Origin of the sequence: Saccharomonospora sp. (assembly GCF_027317685.1) — a bacterium.
Lineage (GTDB): Bacteria > Actinomycetota > Actinomycetes > Mycobacteriales > Pseudonocardiaceae > Saccharomonospora.
In genome coordinates this window covers 1-16,869 of record NZ_DAHVQP010000005.1, presented here as the reverse complement: position 1 = coordinate 16,869, position 16,869 = coordinate 1, and the positions used below count along the sequence as shown (strand labels likewise).

The window sequence follows — 16,869 nt, the reverse complement described above, 5'->3', positions numbered from 1 at the left end:
CTATCCCCCGTTCTTGGCGAGCGCCGCGAGCGCCGCTCGGAGTTCACGTTTGCTCGTCTTGCCGACCCCGGTCACCGGGAACGACTCGACCACCACGACCAGGTCCGGCACCTTGAACGCGGCGACTCCGCGTTCTCGGACGAAGCGGCGCAGTTCCGCCCCGCTCGGTTCGGACCCGTCGGTGGGAACGACGTAGGCACAGGTCCGCTCCCCCAGGTACTCGTCCGGCACCGCGACGACCGCGGCGTCGAGCACTCCGGGATGAGCCATCAGATGGTTCTCGACCTCCTCGGCCGCCACCTTCTCGCCGCCTCGGTTGATCTGTTCCTTGGCCCGACCCACGACCTCCAGGTGGCCGGACGGATGCCGCCGCACGAGGTCTCCGGTCCGGTAGAAGCCGTCGGGCGTGAACGCCGTGGCGTTGTGCTCGGCAGCACGGTAGTAACCACGGATGGTGTACGGGCCGCGTGTCAGCAAAGCGCCCACCTCCCCCGGCTCCACCTCGTCGTCGGAGGACGCCGCGGGGTTGTCCGGGTCGACGATCCGGATCTCGTCGTCGAGGGAGATCGGCCGACCCTGGGTGCCGAGCACGATCTCCTCGGGGTCGTCGAGCCGCGTGTAGCAGACCAGGCCCTCGGCCATGCCGAAGACCTGTTGGAGTCGGCAACCCAACGCGGGGCCGATCCGCTCGGCGAGTTCGCGACTGCACTTCGCCCCGCCGACGAGAATGACCTGCAGGCTGGACAGGTCGCGGTCGGTGTGCGCGGCGGCCTGCGCCCACGCCGCCGCCAGCGGTGGTACGACGCCGGTGATCGTGACCTTCTCCGACTCGATCAGCCGGAACGCGGTACCCGCGTCCGGGCTCGGCGCCATGACGGTGGTCGCTCCCGCGTGCAGGGCCCCCAGCACCCCGGGCGAGCTGAGCGGGAAGTTGTGTGCCGCGGGCAGAGCGGCCAGATACACGCTGTCCGGGCGCAACGCACAGATCCGGGCGCTTTCCCGCACGCTGTACAGGTAGTCGTCGTGCGTGCGTGGGATCAGCTTCGGCATCCCGGTGCTGCCGCCCGACAGTTGCAAAAACGCCACGCCCTCGGGGTCGGGGTCGGGCAGCTCCCTCGGAGTGGTCGCGGCGAGGTCGGCGAATTCCGACGAACCGACCACGAGGACGTGTCGCACCGAGTCCACTTCGGCTGCGACGGCCCTGGCCATCGCGGCGTGGTCGTGCCGGCTGTGGTGGTCGACGGTGATGATCGCCGCCGCCTCGCTCTGTGTGGCGAAGTGCCGCAGTTCGCTGTGTCTGTGCGCGGGCAGGGTGAACACCGGCCAGGCACCGGCACGCCACACGCCGAAGATCACCGACACGAACTCCGGTATGTTCGGCAATTGCACGATCACCCGATCGCCCGCCCTGATTCCCAGGTCGACCAGTCCTGTGGCGATCCGGTGCGCGACGTCGTCGAGCGCGGCGTAGCTCAGCCGCGACACCGTTCCGTCCCGTTCCCCCACCACCGCCGTGCGCTCGGCGTAGGCGGAGGCCAGCGACGTCAGCAGCGCACCGAACGTCTGTCCCCTCCAGTATCCGGCCGCGCGATAGTGGGCGGCCACCTCCGGCGGCCAGGCGGTGTGGTCCGGTCCGAGATCCCGCGTCTTGCTCACGCGATGTCCTCCAGCCCCAGCGCACGCAACAGAGTGCGCAACTTCGCGCTCGTCTCGGTGAGTTCCGCGGCGGGATCGGAGCCCTCGACGATCCCGGCGCCCGCGGAGAGCCACATCGTCCGGTCACACACCTCGGCACTGCGGATCGTGACGACCCACTCGCCGTCACCGCCTCGGTCGGCCCAGCCGACGAGACCGGAGTAGTAGCCACGGTTCTCCGGTTCCAGCTCCCGGATCACCTCTCGCGCCAGATCGGTGGGAGTGCCGCACACCGCCGGCGTGGGGTGCAGTGCTTCGGCCAGCGCCAACGACGAGAACGTGGGGTCGGCGGGGTCGGCGACACGTCCGGTGATCCGCGTCGAGAGGTGCCACATCGTGGCGGTGCCGATCACCTCGGGCTCATCGGGCACGGTCAGATCGGTGCAGAAACGCCCCAGGACGTCGGCGACCTGGTCGGCGACGTAAGCGTGTTCGGCGCGGTCCTTGGCCGAGGCACGCAACGTGGCTATGCGCCGCCGGTTCTCCGCCTCGTCCGCGACACGCGGCAACGACCCGGCGAGCGGGTTGGCCACCACCGTGTTCCCGCGTCGCGCGACGAGCAGTTCCGGACTCGCTCCGATCAAGGAACGCGGCGCCAGGTCCCCCGGGGCGGTGACGTCGGCCGCGAAGACATGCGCGTCCGGGTTCAGCGCCACCAGACGAGAGAGCAGTGAAGGCACCGAGATGGGGGCGTCCGCGGTCAATTCCAGGCCGCGGGCGAGGACCACCTTCCGCAGTCCGCCTTCGTCGATCCGGGCAAGCGCCCGGCGAACCATGTCGAGGTAGAGATCCGGTTCGGGTCTGGAAGTGACCGACCATCTCGCAGAACGCGGCTCCGCCGCGCCCCGGTCACTCACCGCTTTGTTCGTCCCCGCCGCGCGCCGTACGACGGCGGGGACGACGAGACTCACGTCGTCGTCCGGGCGGAATCCGATCGCGCCCACCACCACCGGGTCGGACACACCCGCCGCCGCGGCGGCGTCCAAGGCCTCGGCCGCTGCCTGCGCTCTCGAACCGGCCTGACCTCCCACCAGCGCGTGCGCCCCGTCGGCCAGCAACGAACCGCGTGCCGACGAGTAGTAGAACGACCCGGGCAAGTAGGCGCCCAGGAGGTCTTCCGCTCGATACACGGGCCGAGGACGAGCCAGGACAGATGGCGACACGGGGATCTCCCTTCCGCGGAAAATGTCGAGATGTCCATACCTCGACACGAACGGCGAGCATCGACTTGACGACTGGTTCAGACCGGTACACGTGGTTGTCAAGACGAGCTCGTCAGGGGTAGACCCTGACCGGAGTTGGACACGGCGAGCACCGCATGTCGCGCAGTACGCAGCGCGCGGCACCGCCATGGCAACCGTTCCGGCCGTCATGTCCACCCCCGACCTATCAGCTCAGGTTAGGCTAACCTAAACCGATCTTCAGGGAAAGTCGTCCGTTCGGATGCGGGACGAATCACAACGGAGTCACAGGTCGGAAAACACCTCGAACAGGCGTCACCCGAGAAAGAGGCTCCGACGGGATCCGGTGTGGACTCCGCCGGGGTCCGCACAGGACACAACGAAGAACACAGCGCGGAACACAGTGCGGAACACAGCACGAGCATCGGGCCGGCCGTTCGACGACCACCGACCACCGGCGAGACCGCGGGAACCCCCGTAACGGTGTCGACACACCGCCCCGAAACACTCAAGGCCGACGAAACGGCCGAACTCCGCCGTCGGCGGCAACCGCGGCAACCGTGACAGCTTGGCGGCGCGACAGCGGCAACGCAGCGCCCGGTGGCCACCGCCCATGGGTCGGATACGTCCGGAAGACTCCCGGAGCCCGTTGCCACGCGGTTGCCGGTTGCCGGTTGCCACAGCACCTGCCCCGACGAACACGGCGAGGCCGCCTTCCGACTCGCGACCTCTCCTCAAATGCCCCCCGTTCGGGTAGCGTGTGCGCATGGTGGACCTTGCCAACGCCGCACTGGATGAACCACAAAAGTTGCCATTCCGTCGGCATGTCGTTCCACTACGTGATCTGCTCGGTCTCCGCTGCCTCGAACGAGCCGTACCTCTCGCTGGTGAGGCCGGCCTCGACCGCGCCGTGTCCGCGGTCAACGTGATGGAGGTTCCCGATGTCCTGGACTGGGTGAAACCGCGGGAACTACTGGTGACCAGCGGATATCCACTCGCAGTCGGGGACGAGGACCCGGCCGCGATGCTCACCAGACTGGTACCCGAATTCCACCATCGCCGGCTCGCCGGGATCGGCATCAAACTGGGTCGATACCTCGACACTGTTCCCGAACAGGCCCTGGAACTGGCCGACGAACTCGATTTCCCGGTGTTGGGACTCCCACCGGACCTGGCCTTCGACGACCTCATCGAGCAGGCCTTCGTGCAGCTCGGCCACCGTCACGCCGATGCGCTCTCCCGCGCCGACACCCTGCACACCAGCCTCTCCCGGCTGATCCTCAACGGTGCGAACCTGGATCAGATCAGCGCCGAAGTGGCACGGGTCCTCGGAGTCGGCATCATGGTCACCTCGCCCGACGGGCGGGAATGGGGAGGTGCGCTGGACGGCGACCTGCGTGTCCGACTGGTGGAAAGCGGCCTGATCGACGACTCGGGCCGATTCCGGGTGGAGCGACTCAACCTCGGTCCACGCCCGTTGGAGAACGGGGAGGCGAGAGTACTGCCCGTCCCCGCCGGCGGAAACGACCTGGCTCGACTGGTCTGCGTCAGCCCCCGGCGCGCTCTCGGATTCGACGACGTGCAGGCCCTGGAACGCACGGCCATCGTCGTCGCGTTGCTGCTCACCCGCCAACAGGCCGTGGCCGTGGTGGAGAACAAGTACCGCGGGGACTTCCTGCGCGACGTGTTCCTCGACCGCGCCGGGGACGAGGCGTTCGTGGTCGAGCACGCGCGAACCTTCGGCTGGGAACTCGACCGGCCCACCGTAGTGCTCTCCGCCGAGCTGAACCCGGTGGACCCCTCGGAGGAGCCGGCCTCCGACCGCGCTCATCGGGTGTGGCAGGAACGCTTCGCCGCCGCGTGGCGACAAGTGTGTGAGGCACGGGACCGCTCCATCGCCACCGTCGACTTCTCCACCGAGGTCGTCAGCCTGCTTCCCGCGTCGATGTCCGCCAGTTCACTGCGAGCGTCCGTCGACCAACTCGTCGGCGCGGTGGCAGGCGACCAAGGGGGTGGACGACGACCCTTCTCCGTGGGGGTCAGCCGAGTCGTGTCGTCGGTTTCGGAACTACCCACCGCTTACAACCAGGCCCGTCGAGCAGCCAAGATCGGGCGACGCATCAACGGCGGTCGCTGCACGACGTGGTTCGACGACCTCGGCCTGCACCGGCTCATCGCCCTCGTACCGGATCCGCGGGAATTGAACGAGTTCGTCGACGACGTGCTGGGCGAACTGGCCGAGGACACTCCGGAGTCCACGGACCTGCGAACCACGTTGCAACTGTTGCTCGACACCAACCTCAACGTCGCCGAAGCCGCCCGCAAACAATTCTTCCACTACAACACCATGCGTTACCGGATCACCAAGCTGCAGTCGATACTCGGTCCATTCACGACCGACCCCACTCTCCGACTGAACATCGCGGTGGCCTTGCAGGTGCTCGACTTCCAACACTGCAAGGAGCACCGGAAACCCTCCACCACGAAACCGCCGCTCACGGCACATACCCACGAGTGAGACGGAGGCGCGGCACCCGGCGGTCGTCACCGGTCGAGCAAGGTGTGCCAGTGCGGACGATGTTCGTTCGGCAGATGTGGCTAGTGCAGGAGTGTGACCCAGAGCATTAGCGTCAGCCGAAGCTCGGGCTTGTCCCTCAACGACGAGGTGATTCCTTGCCAAAATCCATGTTCAAGTGGGACGTCGTCCACGGAGGTAAGGCTCCACCGCGGGGCTCGTCCGTCGGACCGTTGGAACGGCTCAGCTGGGGTCGCACGGTGGGCCTCGGGGCTCAGCACGTGGTGGCGATGTTCGGTGCCACGTTCGTCTTCCCCGTGGTGATGGGGCTGGATCCCAACCTCGCCATCATGTTCTCGGGTGTCTGCACGATCGTATTCCTGCTGATCGTGCAGAACCGAGTCCCCAGCTACCTGGGCACCAGTGCCGCGTTCGTCGCCGCCGTGGCGGCGATCCGGGAACAGGGCGGCGATTCGGCCGACGTGACCGGCGCGATCCTGGTCGGCGGCCTCGTACTGGCACTGATCGGTGTGGTCATCCACATCGGTGGCGCGCGGATCATCCACAAGGTGCTGCCGCCCGCGGTCACCGGGGCCGTGATCATGCTCATCGGGTTCAACCTCGCGCCCGTGGTCGGGGGCACCTACTGGAACCAGGACCAATGGGTCGCGCTGGCCACGGCCACGTTCATGGTGCTCGCGGCGGTGCTGCTGCCCGGATTCTGGTCCCGCATCGCGGTGTTCCTCGCGCTGGTGTTCGGCTATGTCGTCTCGTGGCTGGCGGACTTGACCTTCGGTGAGATCACGTCGGTGTCGCCGGAGCGCAACGGCGAAGAGGTCTCGCACCCGCGCGTGTCCTGGGACGCGGTGCAGGAAGCGGACTGGATAGGCCTGCCCAGTGGAACGCTCGCCGACGGTGTCCCCGTGATCCATGCACCGTCGTTCTCCCTGACCTTCGTCCTCCTCGTGTTGCCCGGCGTGATCGCGCTGGTCGCGGAGAACACCGGCCACGTCAAGGCGGTGGCGGAGATGACGGGCGAGAACCTCGACCCCTACATGGGGCGCGCCATCGGCGCGGACGGTATAGCCACCGCGTTGGCGAGCGCGTTCGGTGGTTCACCGACCACCACCTACGCCGAGAACATCGGTGTCATGGGGACGACCCGAGTGTATTCCACGGCCGCCTACTATGCGGCCGCTCTCGTGGCCATCCTGCTCGGCCTGTGCCCCAAGTTCGGCGCGATCGTCAACGCCGTTCCCGGCGGTGTTCTCGGCGGGATCACCGTAGTCCTCTACGGAATGATCGGCCTGGTGGGCGCCAAGATCTGGGTGGAAAACCGCGTCGATTTCGGCGATCCCGTCAACCTCATCGGACTCGCGGCCGGCCTGATCGCCGGAATCGGCGGTGTCAGCTTGTCCTTCACCGAGCACTTCGAACTCGGAGGTATCGCCCTGGGAACCATTCTGGTGATCGCCTACTTCCACCTGGTCAACCGGCGTGGACAGAAGTCGATTTCGGACGATGAGGAGGCCAGAACCTCATGAAACCGGCCGCATTCGGGTTTTCCCGACCGACCTCCCTCCAACAAGCACTGGACGTCTTGTTCGGCAATCCCGGCGCGAAGGTGCTCGCCGGTGGGCAGAGCCTCATCCCCTTGCTCTCGATGAGGATCGCGTCGCCGTCGATGCTCGTCGACATCAATGCACTCACAGAGTTGTCCTATGTGACGTGTGACGACACCGGGGTGCGGATCGGCGCGTTGGCCCGGCACGCCGAGGTCGAGGCACACGCACAGGCCCGCCGGGTGCAGCCGTTGTTGTCCCGGGCACTTCGGCTGGTCGCCAACCCCACGATTCGCAACAGGGGCACCACCGTGGGCTCGATCGTGCACGCCGACGCCGCCGCGGAGATGCCCATGGTGCTTCGCCTGTTGCAAGGCAGTGTCACCGCCGTCTCCGTGCAGGGCAGCCGCACGATTCCCGCGGAATCGTTGTACATCGGGCCGATGGAGTCGACCGTGCGTGACGACGAGATCGTCACCGAGGCTTTCTTCCCCGCTCTGCCGCGTAGTGCCGGAGTGGCCTTCGAACAGATCGCCCGACGGCAGGGTGACTACGCGCTGTGCGGTGTCGCCGCGGTGGTCGACTCCGGCGCCGACGGCCGGATCACCTCGGTGCGTGCGGGCTACCTGTCCGTGTGCGACGTGCCGACGGTGGTCGACCTGTCCGAGGCGTTCGCCGCACAGGAGTTGACCGAGCAGGCGTTGCACGATGCGGCGGAGCTCGCCTCGGCGTCGTTGGACCCCACCGGCGACATTCACGCCAGCGCTGCCTATCGCGGTGAGCTCGCCCGGGTACTGACCCAACGCGTGGTGCGTGCCGCGTATGACGACTCTCGGCCCCGGCACGTGGAGGTGGAAGCATGAAAGAAGAGCTCCATGAGGTGCGCTTGCGTGTCAACGGCACCGTCCATCGGGTTCGTCTGCCAGCCAGAAGGCTGCTCAGCGACGCACTGCGCCACGACCTGCGTCTGACCGGCACCCATGTCGGTTGTGAACACGGCGTGTGCGGCGCGTGCACGGTGCTCGTGGACGGCAAGCCGATGCGTTCGTGTCTGATGTTGGCGGTGTCCGCCCAGGACTACGAGATCACCACGGTCGAAGGTTTGACGGAACCCGATGGCTCACTGAACCCGGTGCAGCAAGCCTTCAAGGACTGCCACGGGTTGCAGTGCGGATTCTGTACGCCCGGTTTCCTCACCACGATCACCGCCGGTCTGGCGGAGAACCCTCGCCCCACCAGGGAGGAGGCCAAGGACATGATCGCCGGCAACCTGTGCCGGTGTACCGGCTACCAGAACATCGTCTCCGCGGTGTGCCGGGCTGCTGAGCTAGCCGAACAACGGCGTGACGGGACTTCACGGAAGCGGGAAGAGGGCGCGTCGTGACGACCAAGTTGATGGGTGAGAAAGTCCGCCGTGTCGAGGACGAACGTTTGGTGCGCGGCAGAGGGCAGTACGTCGACGACGTGATGCCGGACGCGCTCGAAGTCGCCGTGCTGCGAAGCCCTCACGCACACGCGCGCATCGTGGACATCGATGTGGAGCCGGTTCTCGACATCGAGGGTGTCGTCGCGGTGTACACCTACGACGACCTCACCGGGGCGATGGCCGAACCCCTGCCGGTACTGATCCCACACCCGGCACTGACTCACGGCCGTAACCAGTACGCCCTGGCGCGGGACGAGGTGAACTACGTCGGCGAGGCGATCGCGATGGTGGTGGCCGAGAACCGTTACATCGCGGAAGACGCCGTCTCGCGCATCAGGGTCGAGTACGAGGTGCTGCCCGCGGTGATCGGCGTGGACGCGGCCCGGGCCGCCGAGAACCTGGTACACGACGACGTACCGGGCAACGTGGCCGCCCGCATGGAACAGTCGGTGGGCGACGCGGAGGCGGCCATCTCGTCGGCGCCTCACCAGCTCACGCTGGACCTGGAGATCGAACGCAGCGCCTCGATGCCGATGGAGGGCCGCGGCACCGTGGCCCGCTGGGACACCGACGCACGCAGGTTGCAGGTGTGGACGTCGACCCAGACCTCGACGGGCGTGCGTGCCGCCGTCGCCGCCAAACTCGGGTTGGACCTGGTTCAGGTCGACGTGATCACCCCGGATGTCGGGGGCGGCTTCGGGGTGAAGATCCTACACCCGTGGCCGGAGGAACTCCTGGTGCCGATGGCCGCGATGAACCTGGGACGTCCGGTGAAGTTCACCGAGGACCGTCGAGAACATTTCATCTCCTCGGCACACGAACGCGCCCAGAAACACCACGTGAAAGTCGGCTTCGACGACGACGGTCGTCTGCTCGGGCTGTCCGTCCGCTTCTGGCACGACAACGGTGCCTATGTTCCGTACGGCCTCATCGTTCCGATCATCACGTCGACTCAGCTGCTCGGTCCGTACAAGCCGGGCAACTACAAGGTCGTCTTCGACAGTCTCTACACCAACACGGTCGTGGTGACGCCGTATCGTGGTGCAGGCCGACCCCAGGGCGTGTACGTGATGGAACGGACGATGGACGCGATCGCGGCACACCTGGGCAAGGATCGGACCGAGGTGCGGTCGGTGAACTTCATCCAACCCGACGAGTTCCCCTTCGACCACGGGTTGATCTTCCAGGACGGCAGGTCCTTGGTGTACGACTCCGGTGACTTCCCGGCGTCGCTGGAGAAACTGAAGAAGCTCGTGGGCTGGGACGAGTTCGAGGCGTTGCGTGACGAGATGCGTGCCCAGGGGCGACGGGTCGGGATCGGTCTGGCCTGCTACGTCGAAGGCACGGGTGTCGGCCCCTACGAGGGCGCCCACATCAACATCGAGACCAGTGGCAAGGTCAAAGTCGCCATCGGGCTGACTTCCCAGGGGCAGGGGCACGAGACCGCGTTCGCCCAGATCGTCGCCGACGAGCTCGGTGTGCCGTTCGACGATGTCGAGGTCGTCAGCGGGGACACGCGCCGCATGCAGTACTCCGTGGGCACGTTCGCCTCCCGGGCCGCAGTGATGAGCGGGTCGGCGGTGGCCTTGTCCGCTCGCAAGGTGAGGGAGAAGGCGCTGCGCATCGCCGCTGAGGCATTGGAGGCCTCGGTGGACGACCTCGAGATCCAGGACGGCACAGTGCGGGTGAAGGGTGCGCCGAACCAGCAGATGAGCCTGGGCACGGTGGCGGTGTTGTCGAATCCCCTGCGGTACGCCTTCGACGAGGCTTCCCAAGCCGCCACCCAGTTCTCGGTCGGCGATTCGAACAAACCCCCGGTCGCCGAGGGCGAAGAGCCGGGGCTGGAAGGGCAGGACTTCTACTCGCCGGAACGATCGACCTTCGCCAACGGGATGCACGCCGCCATCGTCGAGATCGATCCGGAAACGGCCGAGATCCGCATTCTCAAGTACGCGGTGGTGCACGACTGCGGCACACTGATCAACCCGTTGATCGTGGAAGGCCAGATCCACGGCGGTGTCGCACAAGGCGTCGGCGGTGCCCTGTACGAACGGATGGTCTACGACGACTCGGGGCAGCTACTGAACGCGTCCTTCATGGACTTCCTCATGCCTTACGTCAGCGAGGTACCCGACTCGATCGACATCGACCACCTGGAGACGCCCTCACCGCTGAATCCACTCGGCATCAAGGGTGCCGGTGAGGCCGGAGTGATCCCGTGTTCGGCGGTGTTCGCCTCCGCGATCGAGGACGCCGAGGGCTTTCCGATCACGTCGATGCCGATTTCCCCCTCCGAACTCTACGAACTTCGGCTTCGCCAGGAGAAAGGATCGACGACATGAAAATCGCCGGACAGGCCACCCTGCAAGCTCCGGTCGACAAGGTCTGGGACGCGTTACTGGACCCGGCGGTCTTGGTCCGCACCATTCCCGGCTGCGAGCGACTGGAGACCACCGGCGAGAACGCCTACGCCATGACCGTCACCGCCGGTGTCGCCTCGATCAAGGGCACGTACACGGGCAAGTGCACCTTGAGCGATCTGCAGCCGCATCGCTTCCTGGTGTTGTCGGCCGAAGGGTCCGGCGCCCCGGGAACGGTCAGTGCGGAGGTCAAGGTGAGCTTCCGCGACAACCAGGACGGCACGACCTCGTTGTCCTACGACGCCGACGCCGTGGTCGGTGGGATGATCGGTGGGGTCGGCCAGCGGATGTTGTCGTCGGTGAGTAAAAGGTTGGCCGGTGAGTTCTTCAGCTCCGTGAACGACGTGCTGACCGGCGCGGACACGACTGCGGCGACGACGGCAGCGGTGACCGGGGCCGACACGGACCGGAGCGAACCCGAGGCCCCGGCGGCACAGTCCACGGGCGTGTTCACCGCTCCGGCTCCGACGGCCGTGGCCAAACCGCCGGAGAACTTCGTGACCGGGCTGTTCGTCGGTGCCGGTCTGACACTCATCGGGGTGATCGTGGGTTCCCTCACCGCCCGAGGCCGGCGCTGAAGGAAACACGGCACAGCAACGAATCGAGCGGTGACAGGCGTCTCCGGAAGCCTTCCGGAAACGCCTGTCACCGTTACGGGGCCACGAGCAGGCCGGGTGTCTCCCGAATGTGTCGAGAAGAAGTCAACCCGCTTGGCACACAGTGACGGCGACACGGTTGCTCGTTGGCAGATCCTGCCATGGTCGGGTGCTGCCGTACCCGCTTGAATCGGCTGCATGAGCGAGCAACGGCGCATCCGCATCGGGATGGACACCGGAGGAACCTTCACCGATGTCGTCGCCTTCGACGAACAGACAGGCGAACTGGTCACCACCAAGGCACCGTCCACTCCAGACAACCCGGCTGACGGTTTCATGGCCGCCATCGAGAAAGTCCTCGCCGTGCTGCGTGAGCGCGAGGATACGGGCCAGGCAACCGGAGGCGACGCGATCAGCGCGGTCAGCCACGGCACCACGGTGGCCACGAACCAGTTGCTGGAAGGAAAAGTCGGCAACCTCGGTTTCATCACCAACGAGGGGTACGAGGCGGTCCTCGAAATCGCCCGGCAAAGCGTTCCCGACGGGTACGGAAACTCCTATTTCTGGGTGAAACCCGACCGGATCGTCCCTCGGGACCTGGTTCGTTCCGTACGAGGAAGGCTGGACCACACCGGCGCGGAGATCAAGCCCTTCGACGAGGAGCAGGCCCGCGAGGTCGCCCGTTGGTTCAAGGCGAAGGGCATCGAAGCCATCGGGGTCTGCTTCCTGCACGCCTACGCCCACCCCGCGCACGAGGAGCGCATGCGCGACATCATCGCGGAGGAACACCCCGACGCGGTGGTCTCCATCTCCTCCGAGGTGCTGCGTGAGTACCGCGAGTACGAACGTTCCATGACCACCCTGGTCGACGCGGCGGTGAAACCACGACTGTCCCGGTACATCAACAGCATCAAATCGAGGTTGGACGCCTTCGTCGGATCCGACGAAGGCAACAGCGTGCCCCTGTACGTGATGAAGTCGAACGGCGGCGTGCTCAGCGCCGACGAGGTGGTGCATCAGCCGATCACCACCGTGCTCTCCGGCCCGGCGGCGGGTGCGCTCGGTGCCGCGCTGATCGCGAAGACCGCGGGTTTCGACAAGGTGCTCACGTGTGACGGTGGAGGCACGTCGACGGACGTCTCGGTGGTCGTCGACGGTGAGCCCACCCTGACCACCGAGGGCACGGTGGGTGTGTACCCGTGCAAGATCCCGATGATCGATGTGGTGACCGTCGGCGCCGGTGGCGGTTCGGTCGCCTGGTTGTCGCCGGAGGGCAACCTCAAGGTGGGTCCGCAGTCGATGGGAGCGGACCCCGGGCCCCTGTGCTACGGCAAGGGCGGAACCGAGGTCACGATCACCGATGCCCACGTGGTCCTCGGCCGCATCCCACCACACCTGCTCGGTGGGGAGATCCCCCTCGACGTCGAGGCCGCGCGGCAAGGAATCCGGTCGTTGGCGGACAAGCTGGACCTTTCGATGGAGAAATGCGCCACCGGCATTCTGGAGATCTCCGCGTGGAACCAGGCCAACGCCCTGCGGCAGATCACGGTCCAGCGGGGCCTGGACGTGCGAGACTTCACGCTGACCACGTTCGGCGGTTCGGGTTCGTTGCTGCTGTGCCGCCTGATGGACGTCCTCGGCCTACGCACCGTCCTCGTACCACCCAATCCGGGCAACCTCTCGGCGTTCGGGTTGCTCACCGTGGACGTGAAGAACGATTACGTCCGCACCAACGTCTGCCTGCACGAGGCGCTCACCTCCGATGCCCTCGCGAAGGTGTACGACGAACTCACCGACCAAGCCCGTATCGCGCTGGCGAAGGAGGGCTTCGCGGACGAGGAACACCGATTCGTCCGTGCCGCCGACATCCGCTACTTCGGGCAGGCCTTCGAAGTGCGGGTTCCCGTACCGGACGGGCCGATCACGCAGGAACTCATCGACGAGGTGGCTCGCCGCTTCCACGCCGAGCACCGGGCACTGTACGGCTACGACTTCGAGGGCGACGACAGCCAACAGGTCGAGTGGGTCAACCTCCGAGTCTCGGGTATCGGCGAGATCCGCCGTCCGGAGGTGGCCGCCCACGACATCCCGTCGGACGCCGGTGTCGCGGAGCCCGCTTCCCATCGCCCGGTGTGCTTCGAGGCAGAACAGGGCTATGTGGACACACCGATCTACTGGCGTCCCGACCTTCGTCCCGGGCAGGTTCTCAGCGGTCCGGCGATCGTGGAGGAATTCGGCGCCACGGTGCCGCTGCACCCCGGTTTCACCGCCCGTATCGACGCCCATCTCAACATCATCGTGACCCGGGAGGGACAGGAATGAACATGACCGCCCAAGGTCGTCGGGTACCGACCCAGTTTCCGTTCGGGTCGCTCACGGAGGACGCCGGCGCCGGCGCCGACCCGGTGTTGGTGGAGATCGTTCAGGGCAGCCTCGCCTCGGTCGAGATGGAGGTCGAGACCGCCATCGCCCGAACCTCGCGCAGCCCGATGATCCGCGATGCCCACGACTTCCGCGCCGGTATCCACGACCGGTTGTTGCGGAAGTTGACCGGCCGTTCCTACAGCGCGCTGGTGCACCCGGTGGTGCGGGACTTCCCGATCGAAGAGATGCGTCCGGGCGACGTCTTCTTCCACAACGACGTCTACGAGTCCGAGGGCGGGATCGGTCACCTGCCCGACCTGTGTGTGACCGTGCCCGTCTTCCACGACTCCGGCAACGGCCCGGAAGTGGTCGCGTTCGTGCAGGCGTTCGGGCACCACGACGACATCGGCGGTGCCGTGCCCGGCTCGATGCCCAGCAACGCGACCAGCGTCTACGAGGAAGGCCTGATGGTGCCGCCCATCCGACTCTGGGACGAGGGCAAGCCCAACCGTTCGGCGTTGCGGATCATGACCCGCAACTCGCGGATGCCCGAGTCGCTGGCGGCGGACCTGGACGCGGAGTGCGCGGCGTGCCTGATGGGCGCGCAGCGACTCGGGGAATTGTTCGACCGCTACGGCCGCGACACCATCGAGGCGTGTTTCGACGCGATCATCTCGCGCACGACACAGACCTATCGCAGGGAGATCCTGTCCAAGATCCCGGTAGGTACCTGGGTCTGGGAGGACTACGCCGAGCACGACGGGGTCGACGAGCCGAAACTGCACCGGCAGCGGATCACGCTCACCCGGACGACGCCGGACGACCCCGAGGGAGAACGGCTGATCTTCGACTTCAGCGGGACCTCACCGCAGGCGAAGGGGCCGATCAACCACTGTGGTGACTACTCCGACGGGGTCTTCCTCAAGAAGTGGTTGGCTCCGATCCTGAGAAACCTCGCGGACACCCCGGAGCGGATGGCGGAACTGGACGTCAACGAGGGCGTTGTCCCGCTGATCGAGATGCGGTTCCCCGAGCCGGGAACGCTGCTGACCCCGGTCTTCCCGGCACCGACCAACGCCAGGACGTTCGTCATTCTGCGACTGTTGGGCGTGTTGGCCGGGGTGATCGCGAAGGCGGTCGACGGCAACATGCCCGCGGACCAGGAGACGATCCGCTACACCGGTGTGTACGGCACGGATCACGACGGCCGTCCGTACCTGATGCGCGAGGTCCTCGGTGGCGGTTCGGGAGGCCGTTACTACGCCGACGGGGAGGACACCATCCACGTCGTGCCCGATTCCCGCAACCTTCCCACGGAGTTCACCGAGTCCCGTTTCCCGTTCCTGGTCGAAAAGTTGTCGTTGACGGTGGACTCGGGCGGCCCAGGACAGTTCCGTGGTGGTCTGGGGTACGAAAAACACATCCGGATGCTCCGCGACGCGCACTTCATGTCGATCGCGGACCGGTCGATCCTGTCCTGTTGGGGTGTCAAGGGTGGTAAGGCCGGTCGTCCGTTCGAAGTGACCATCGACCCGGGTGGCCCCAACGAACGGCAGGTCGGTGCGCTGGCCGACGCCGAGCCGGTACGCGCGGGCGAGGTGATCCGGATTCGTACCACCGGTGGCGGCGGCTGGGGCGATCCCCTGGACCGAGACCCGGAGCTGGTGGTCCGTGACGTGATGTGGCACAAGGTTTCCCCGGAGGGCGCGCTCGCCGATTACGGTGTGGTGCTCACCGGCTCGTTGGAGGACGACTCCCTCGGCTACGACGAAACCGCCACCCTCGCAGAGCGGAAACGGCGCCGGGAGGAGGCCTCCGATACGGCGTTCTTCGATCGCGGTCCGGGCTACGCACGACTCAGCGGTGGAGCGGACGCCGCCGACGTCGACTGGCTGTGACAGCAGCGGTCTGTGACTGAACACGACGAACGCGACTCGCGGGGCGCGTGGGACGGATTCACCGTGTCCCACGCGCCCCGCCGTGTTCGACCCGCTGAACGACCGTTCCCTCCGCGAAGCGAGCCGGCGTCAAGAGTCGATGGCAGGAACTGCCTCACTATGGCGAGCTCGTTGGAGGAAATTGCCAATGATAGGGGTCGGCTCGCCGCCTTAAAGTCGACTGCATGCGGACGCCGCTCGTCCTACCGATCCGGGAATCAGCACGCGGCCGCATCGCCGGCCGCTTCCCTGGTGAGAAGAGCCGCTGCATACGTCGTATCCGTCCTCGTCTCGGTCGTCGAGAAACGCTTGGTCCGACCCGTTCATACGCAAAGGAAGCCTAATATGCCATCCGCGATCGAAGTACGCAAGGTCCCGCTTCACTCCGTCTCCGACGCCAGCGAACTCGCCACGCTCATCGACGACGGGGTGATGGAGGCCGACCGCATCGTCGCCATCATCGGCAAGACCGAGGGCAACGGCGGAGTCAACGACTACACCCGTATCATCGCCGATCGCGCTTTCCGGGAGATCATCGTCGAGAAGGGCACCCGGACGATGGACGAGGTGCGCCAGATCCCCATCGTGTGGTCGGGCGGTACCGATGGTGTCATCAGTCCACACGCGACGATTTTCGCGACTCTGCCCGAGGACAAGGCCGAAAAGACCGACGAACCCAGGCTCAGCATCGGCGTTGCGATGAGTGAACCGATCCTGCCCGAGGAGATCGGTCGCCGCGCAATGATCGAGAAGGTCGCCGCCGGGGTCAAGGAGGCCATGGCCCGCGCCGGTATCACCGACCCCGCCGACGTGCACTACGTGCAGACGAAGACCCCGCTGCTGACCATCGACACCATTCGGGACGCCAAGAGCCGTGGGCAGTCGGTGTGGACGGAGGACACCCTCAGCTCGATGGACCTGTCCAATGGCACCACCGGACTGGGCATCGCGGTCGCGCTCGGTGAGATCGACATACCCAGCGACGAGGACGTCATGAAAAACCGGGACCTGTTCTCCTCCGTCGCGTCCTGCTCGTCCGGTGTCGAGTTGGACCGGGCGCAGATCGTGGTGGTGGGCAACGCCCGCGGGGTCGGCGGCCGTTACCGGATCGGCCACTCGGTCATGCAGGACGCGCTGGACCAGGACGGTATCTGGCAGGCCATCCGGGACGCC

11 protein-coding genes are annotated in these 16,869 nt (G+C 66.5%); 9 read left to right on the top strand and 2 right to left on the bottom strand.

Annotation, left to right across the window (positions count from 1 at the left end):
* Together M7H19_RS00410 and M7H19_RS00405 are read right to left on the bottom strand one after the other, a co-directional pair.
* On the bottom strand, positions 1-1,656 hold the full coding sequence (locus tag M7H19_RS00410; RefSeq protein WP_298175666.1) for an AMP-binding protein: 1,656 nt from the start codon (positions 1,654-1,656) through the stop codon (positions 1-3).
* Entirely contained in the window at positions 1,653-2,858 is a 1,206-nt protein-coding gene (locus M7H19_RS00405; protein ID WP_298175664.1) for an isochorismate synthase, read from the bottom strand. Before M7H19_RS00405 ends, M7H19_RS00410 begins: the two co-directional genes overlap by 4 nt.
* 784 nt (positions 2,859-3,642) lie before the next feature.
* Here M7H19_RS00405 and M7H19_RS00400 point away from each other — a divergent pair.
* The 9 genes from M7H19_RS00400 to M7H19_RS00360 all read left to right on the top strand — a co-directional run.
* Positions 3,643-5,394, top strand: a complete 1,752-nt coding sequence (locus M7H19_RS00400; protein ID WP_298175663.1) for a PucR family transcriptional regulator — start codon at positions 3,643-3,645, stop codon at positions 5,392-5,394.
* Positions 5,395-5,561: 167 nt separating this feature from the next.
* Positions 5,562-6,935 carry a solute carrier family 23 protein gene (locus M7H19_RS00395; RefSeq protein WP_298175684.1) on the top strand — a complete coding sequence of 458 codons (1,374 nt, stop codon included), beginning with the start codon at positions 5,562-5,564 and terminating at the stop codon, positions 6,933-6,935.
* Positions 6,932-7,816, top strand: coding sequence for a xanthine dehydrogenase family protein subunit M (locus M7H19_RS00390; protein WP_298175661.1), 885 nt, complete (start codon positions 6,932-6,934; stop codon positions 7,814-7,816). The genes M7H19_RS00395 and M7H19_RS00390 overlap by 4 nt, the downstream gene beginning before the upstream one ends.
* On the top strand, positions 7,813-8,337 hold the full coding sequence (locus M7H19_RS00385; RefSeq protein ID WP_298175659.1) for a (2Fe-2S)-binding protein: 525 nt from the start codon (positions 7,813-7,815) through the stop codon (positions 8,335-8,337). Before M7H19_RS00390 ends, M7H19_RS00385 begins: the two co-directional genes overlap by 4 nt.
* The gene (gene cutA, locus M7H19_RS00380; protein ID WP_298175657.1) at positions 8,334-10,721 is read left to right on the top strand and encodes an aerobic carbon-monoxide dehydrogenase large subunit; all 2,388 of its coding nucleotides are present in this window, start codon (positions 8,334-8,336) and stop codon (positions 10,719-10,721) included. Before M7H19_RS00385 ends, cutA begins: the two co-directional genes overlap by 4 nt.
* Entirely contained in the window at positions 10,718-11,377 is a 660-nt protein-coding gene (locus M7H19_RS00375) for a carbon monoxide dehydrogenase subunit G (protein ID WP_298175655.1), read from the top strand. Before cutA ends, M7H19_RS00375 begins: the two co-directional genes overlap by 4 nt.
* Positions 11,378-11,593: 216 nt before the next feature.
* A complete protein-coding gene (locus tag M7H19_RS00370; protein WP_298175653.1) occupies positions 11,594-13,717 on the top strand; it encodes a hydantoinase/oxoprolinase family protein in 2,124 nt (707 codons plus the stop codon).
* A 2-nt stretch (positions 13,718-13,719) separates the two neighbouring features.
* Positions 13,720-15,657 (top strand): hydantoinase B/oxoprolinase family protein, encoded by a 1,938-nt coding sequence (locus tag M7H19_RS00365; RefSeq protein ID WP_298175651.1) that lies wholly within the window; start codon positions 13,720-13,722, stop codon positions 15,655-15,657.
* 384 nt (positions 15,658-16,041) lie between these two features.
* The coding region (locus tag M7H19_RS00360; protein ID WP_298175649.1) for a ring-opening amidohydrolase at positions 16,042-16,869 on the top strand (828 nt) is incomplete at its 3' end.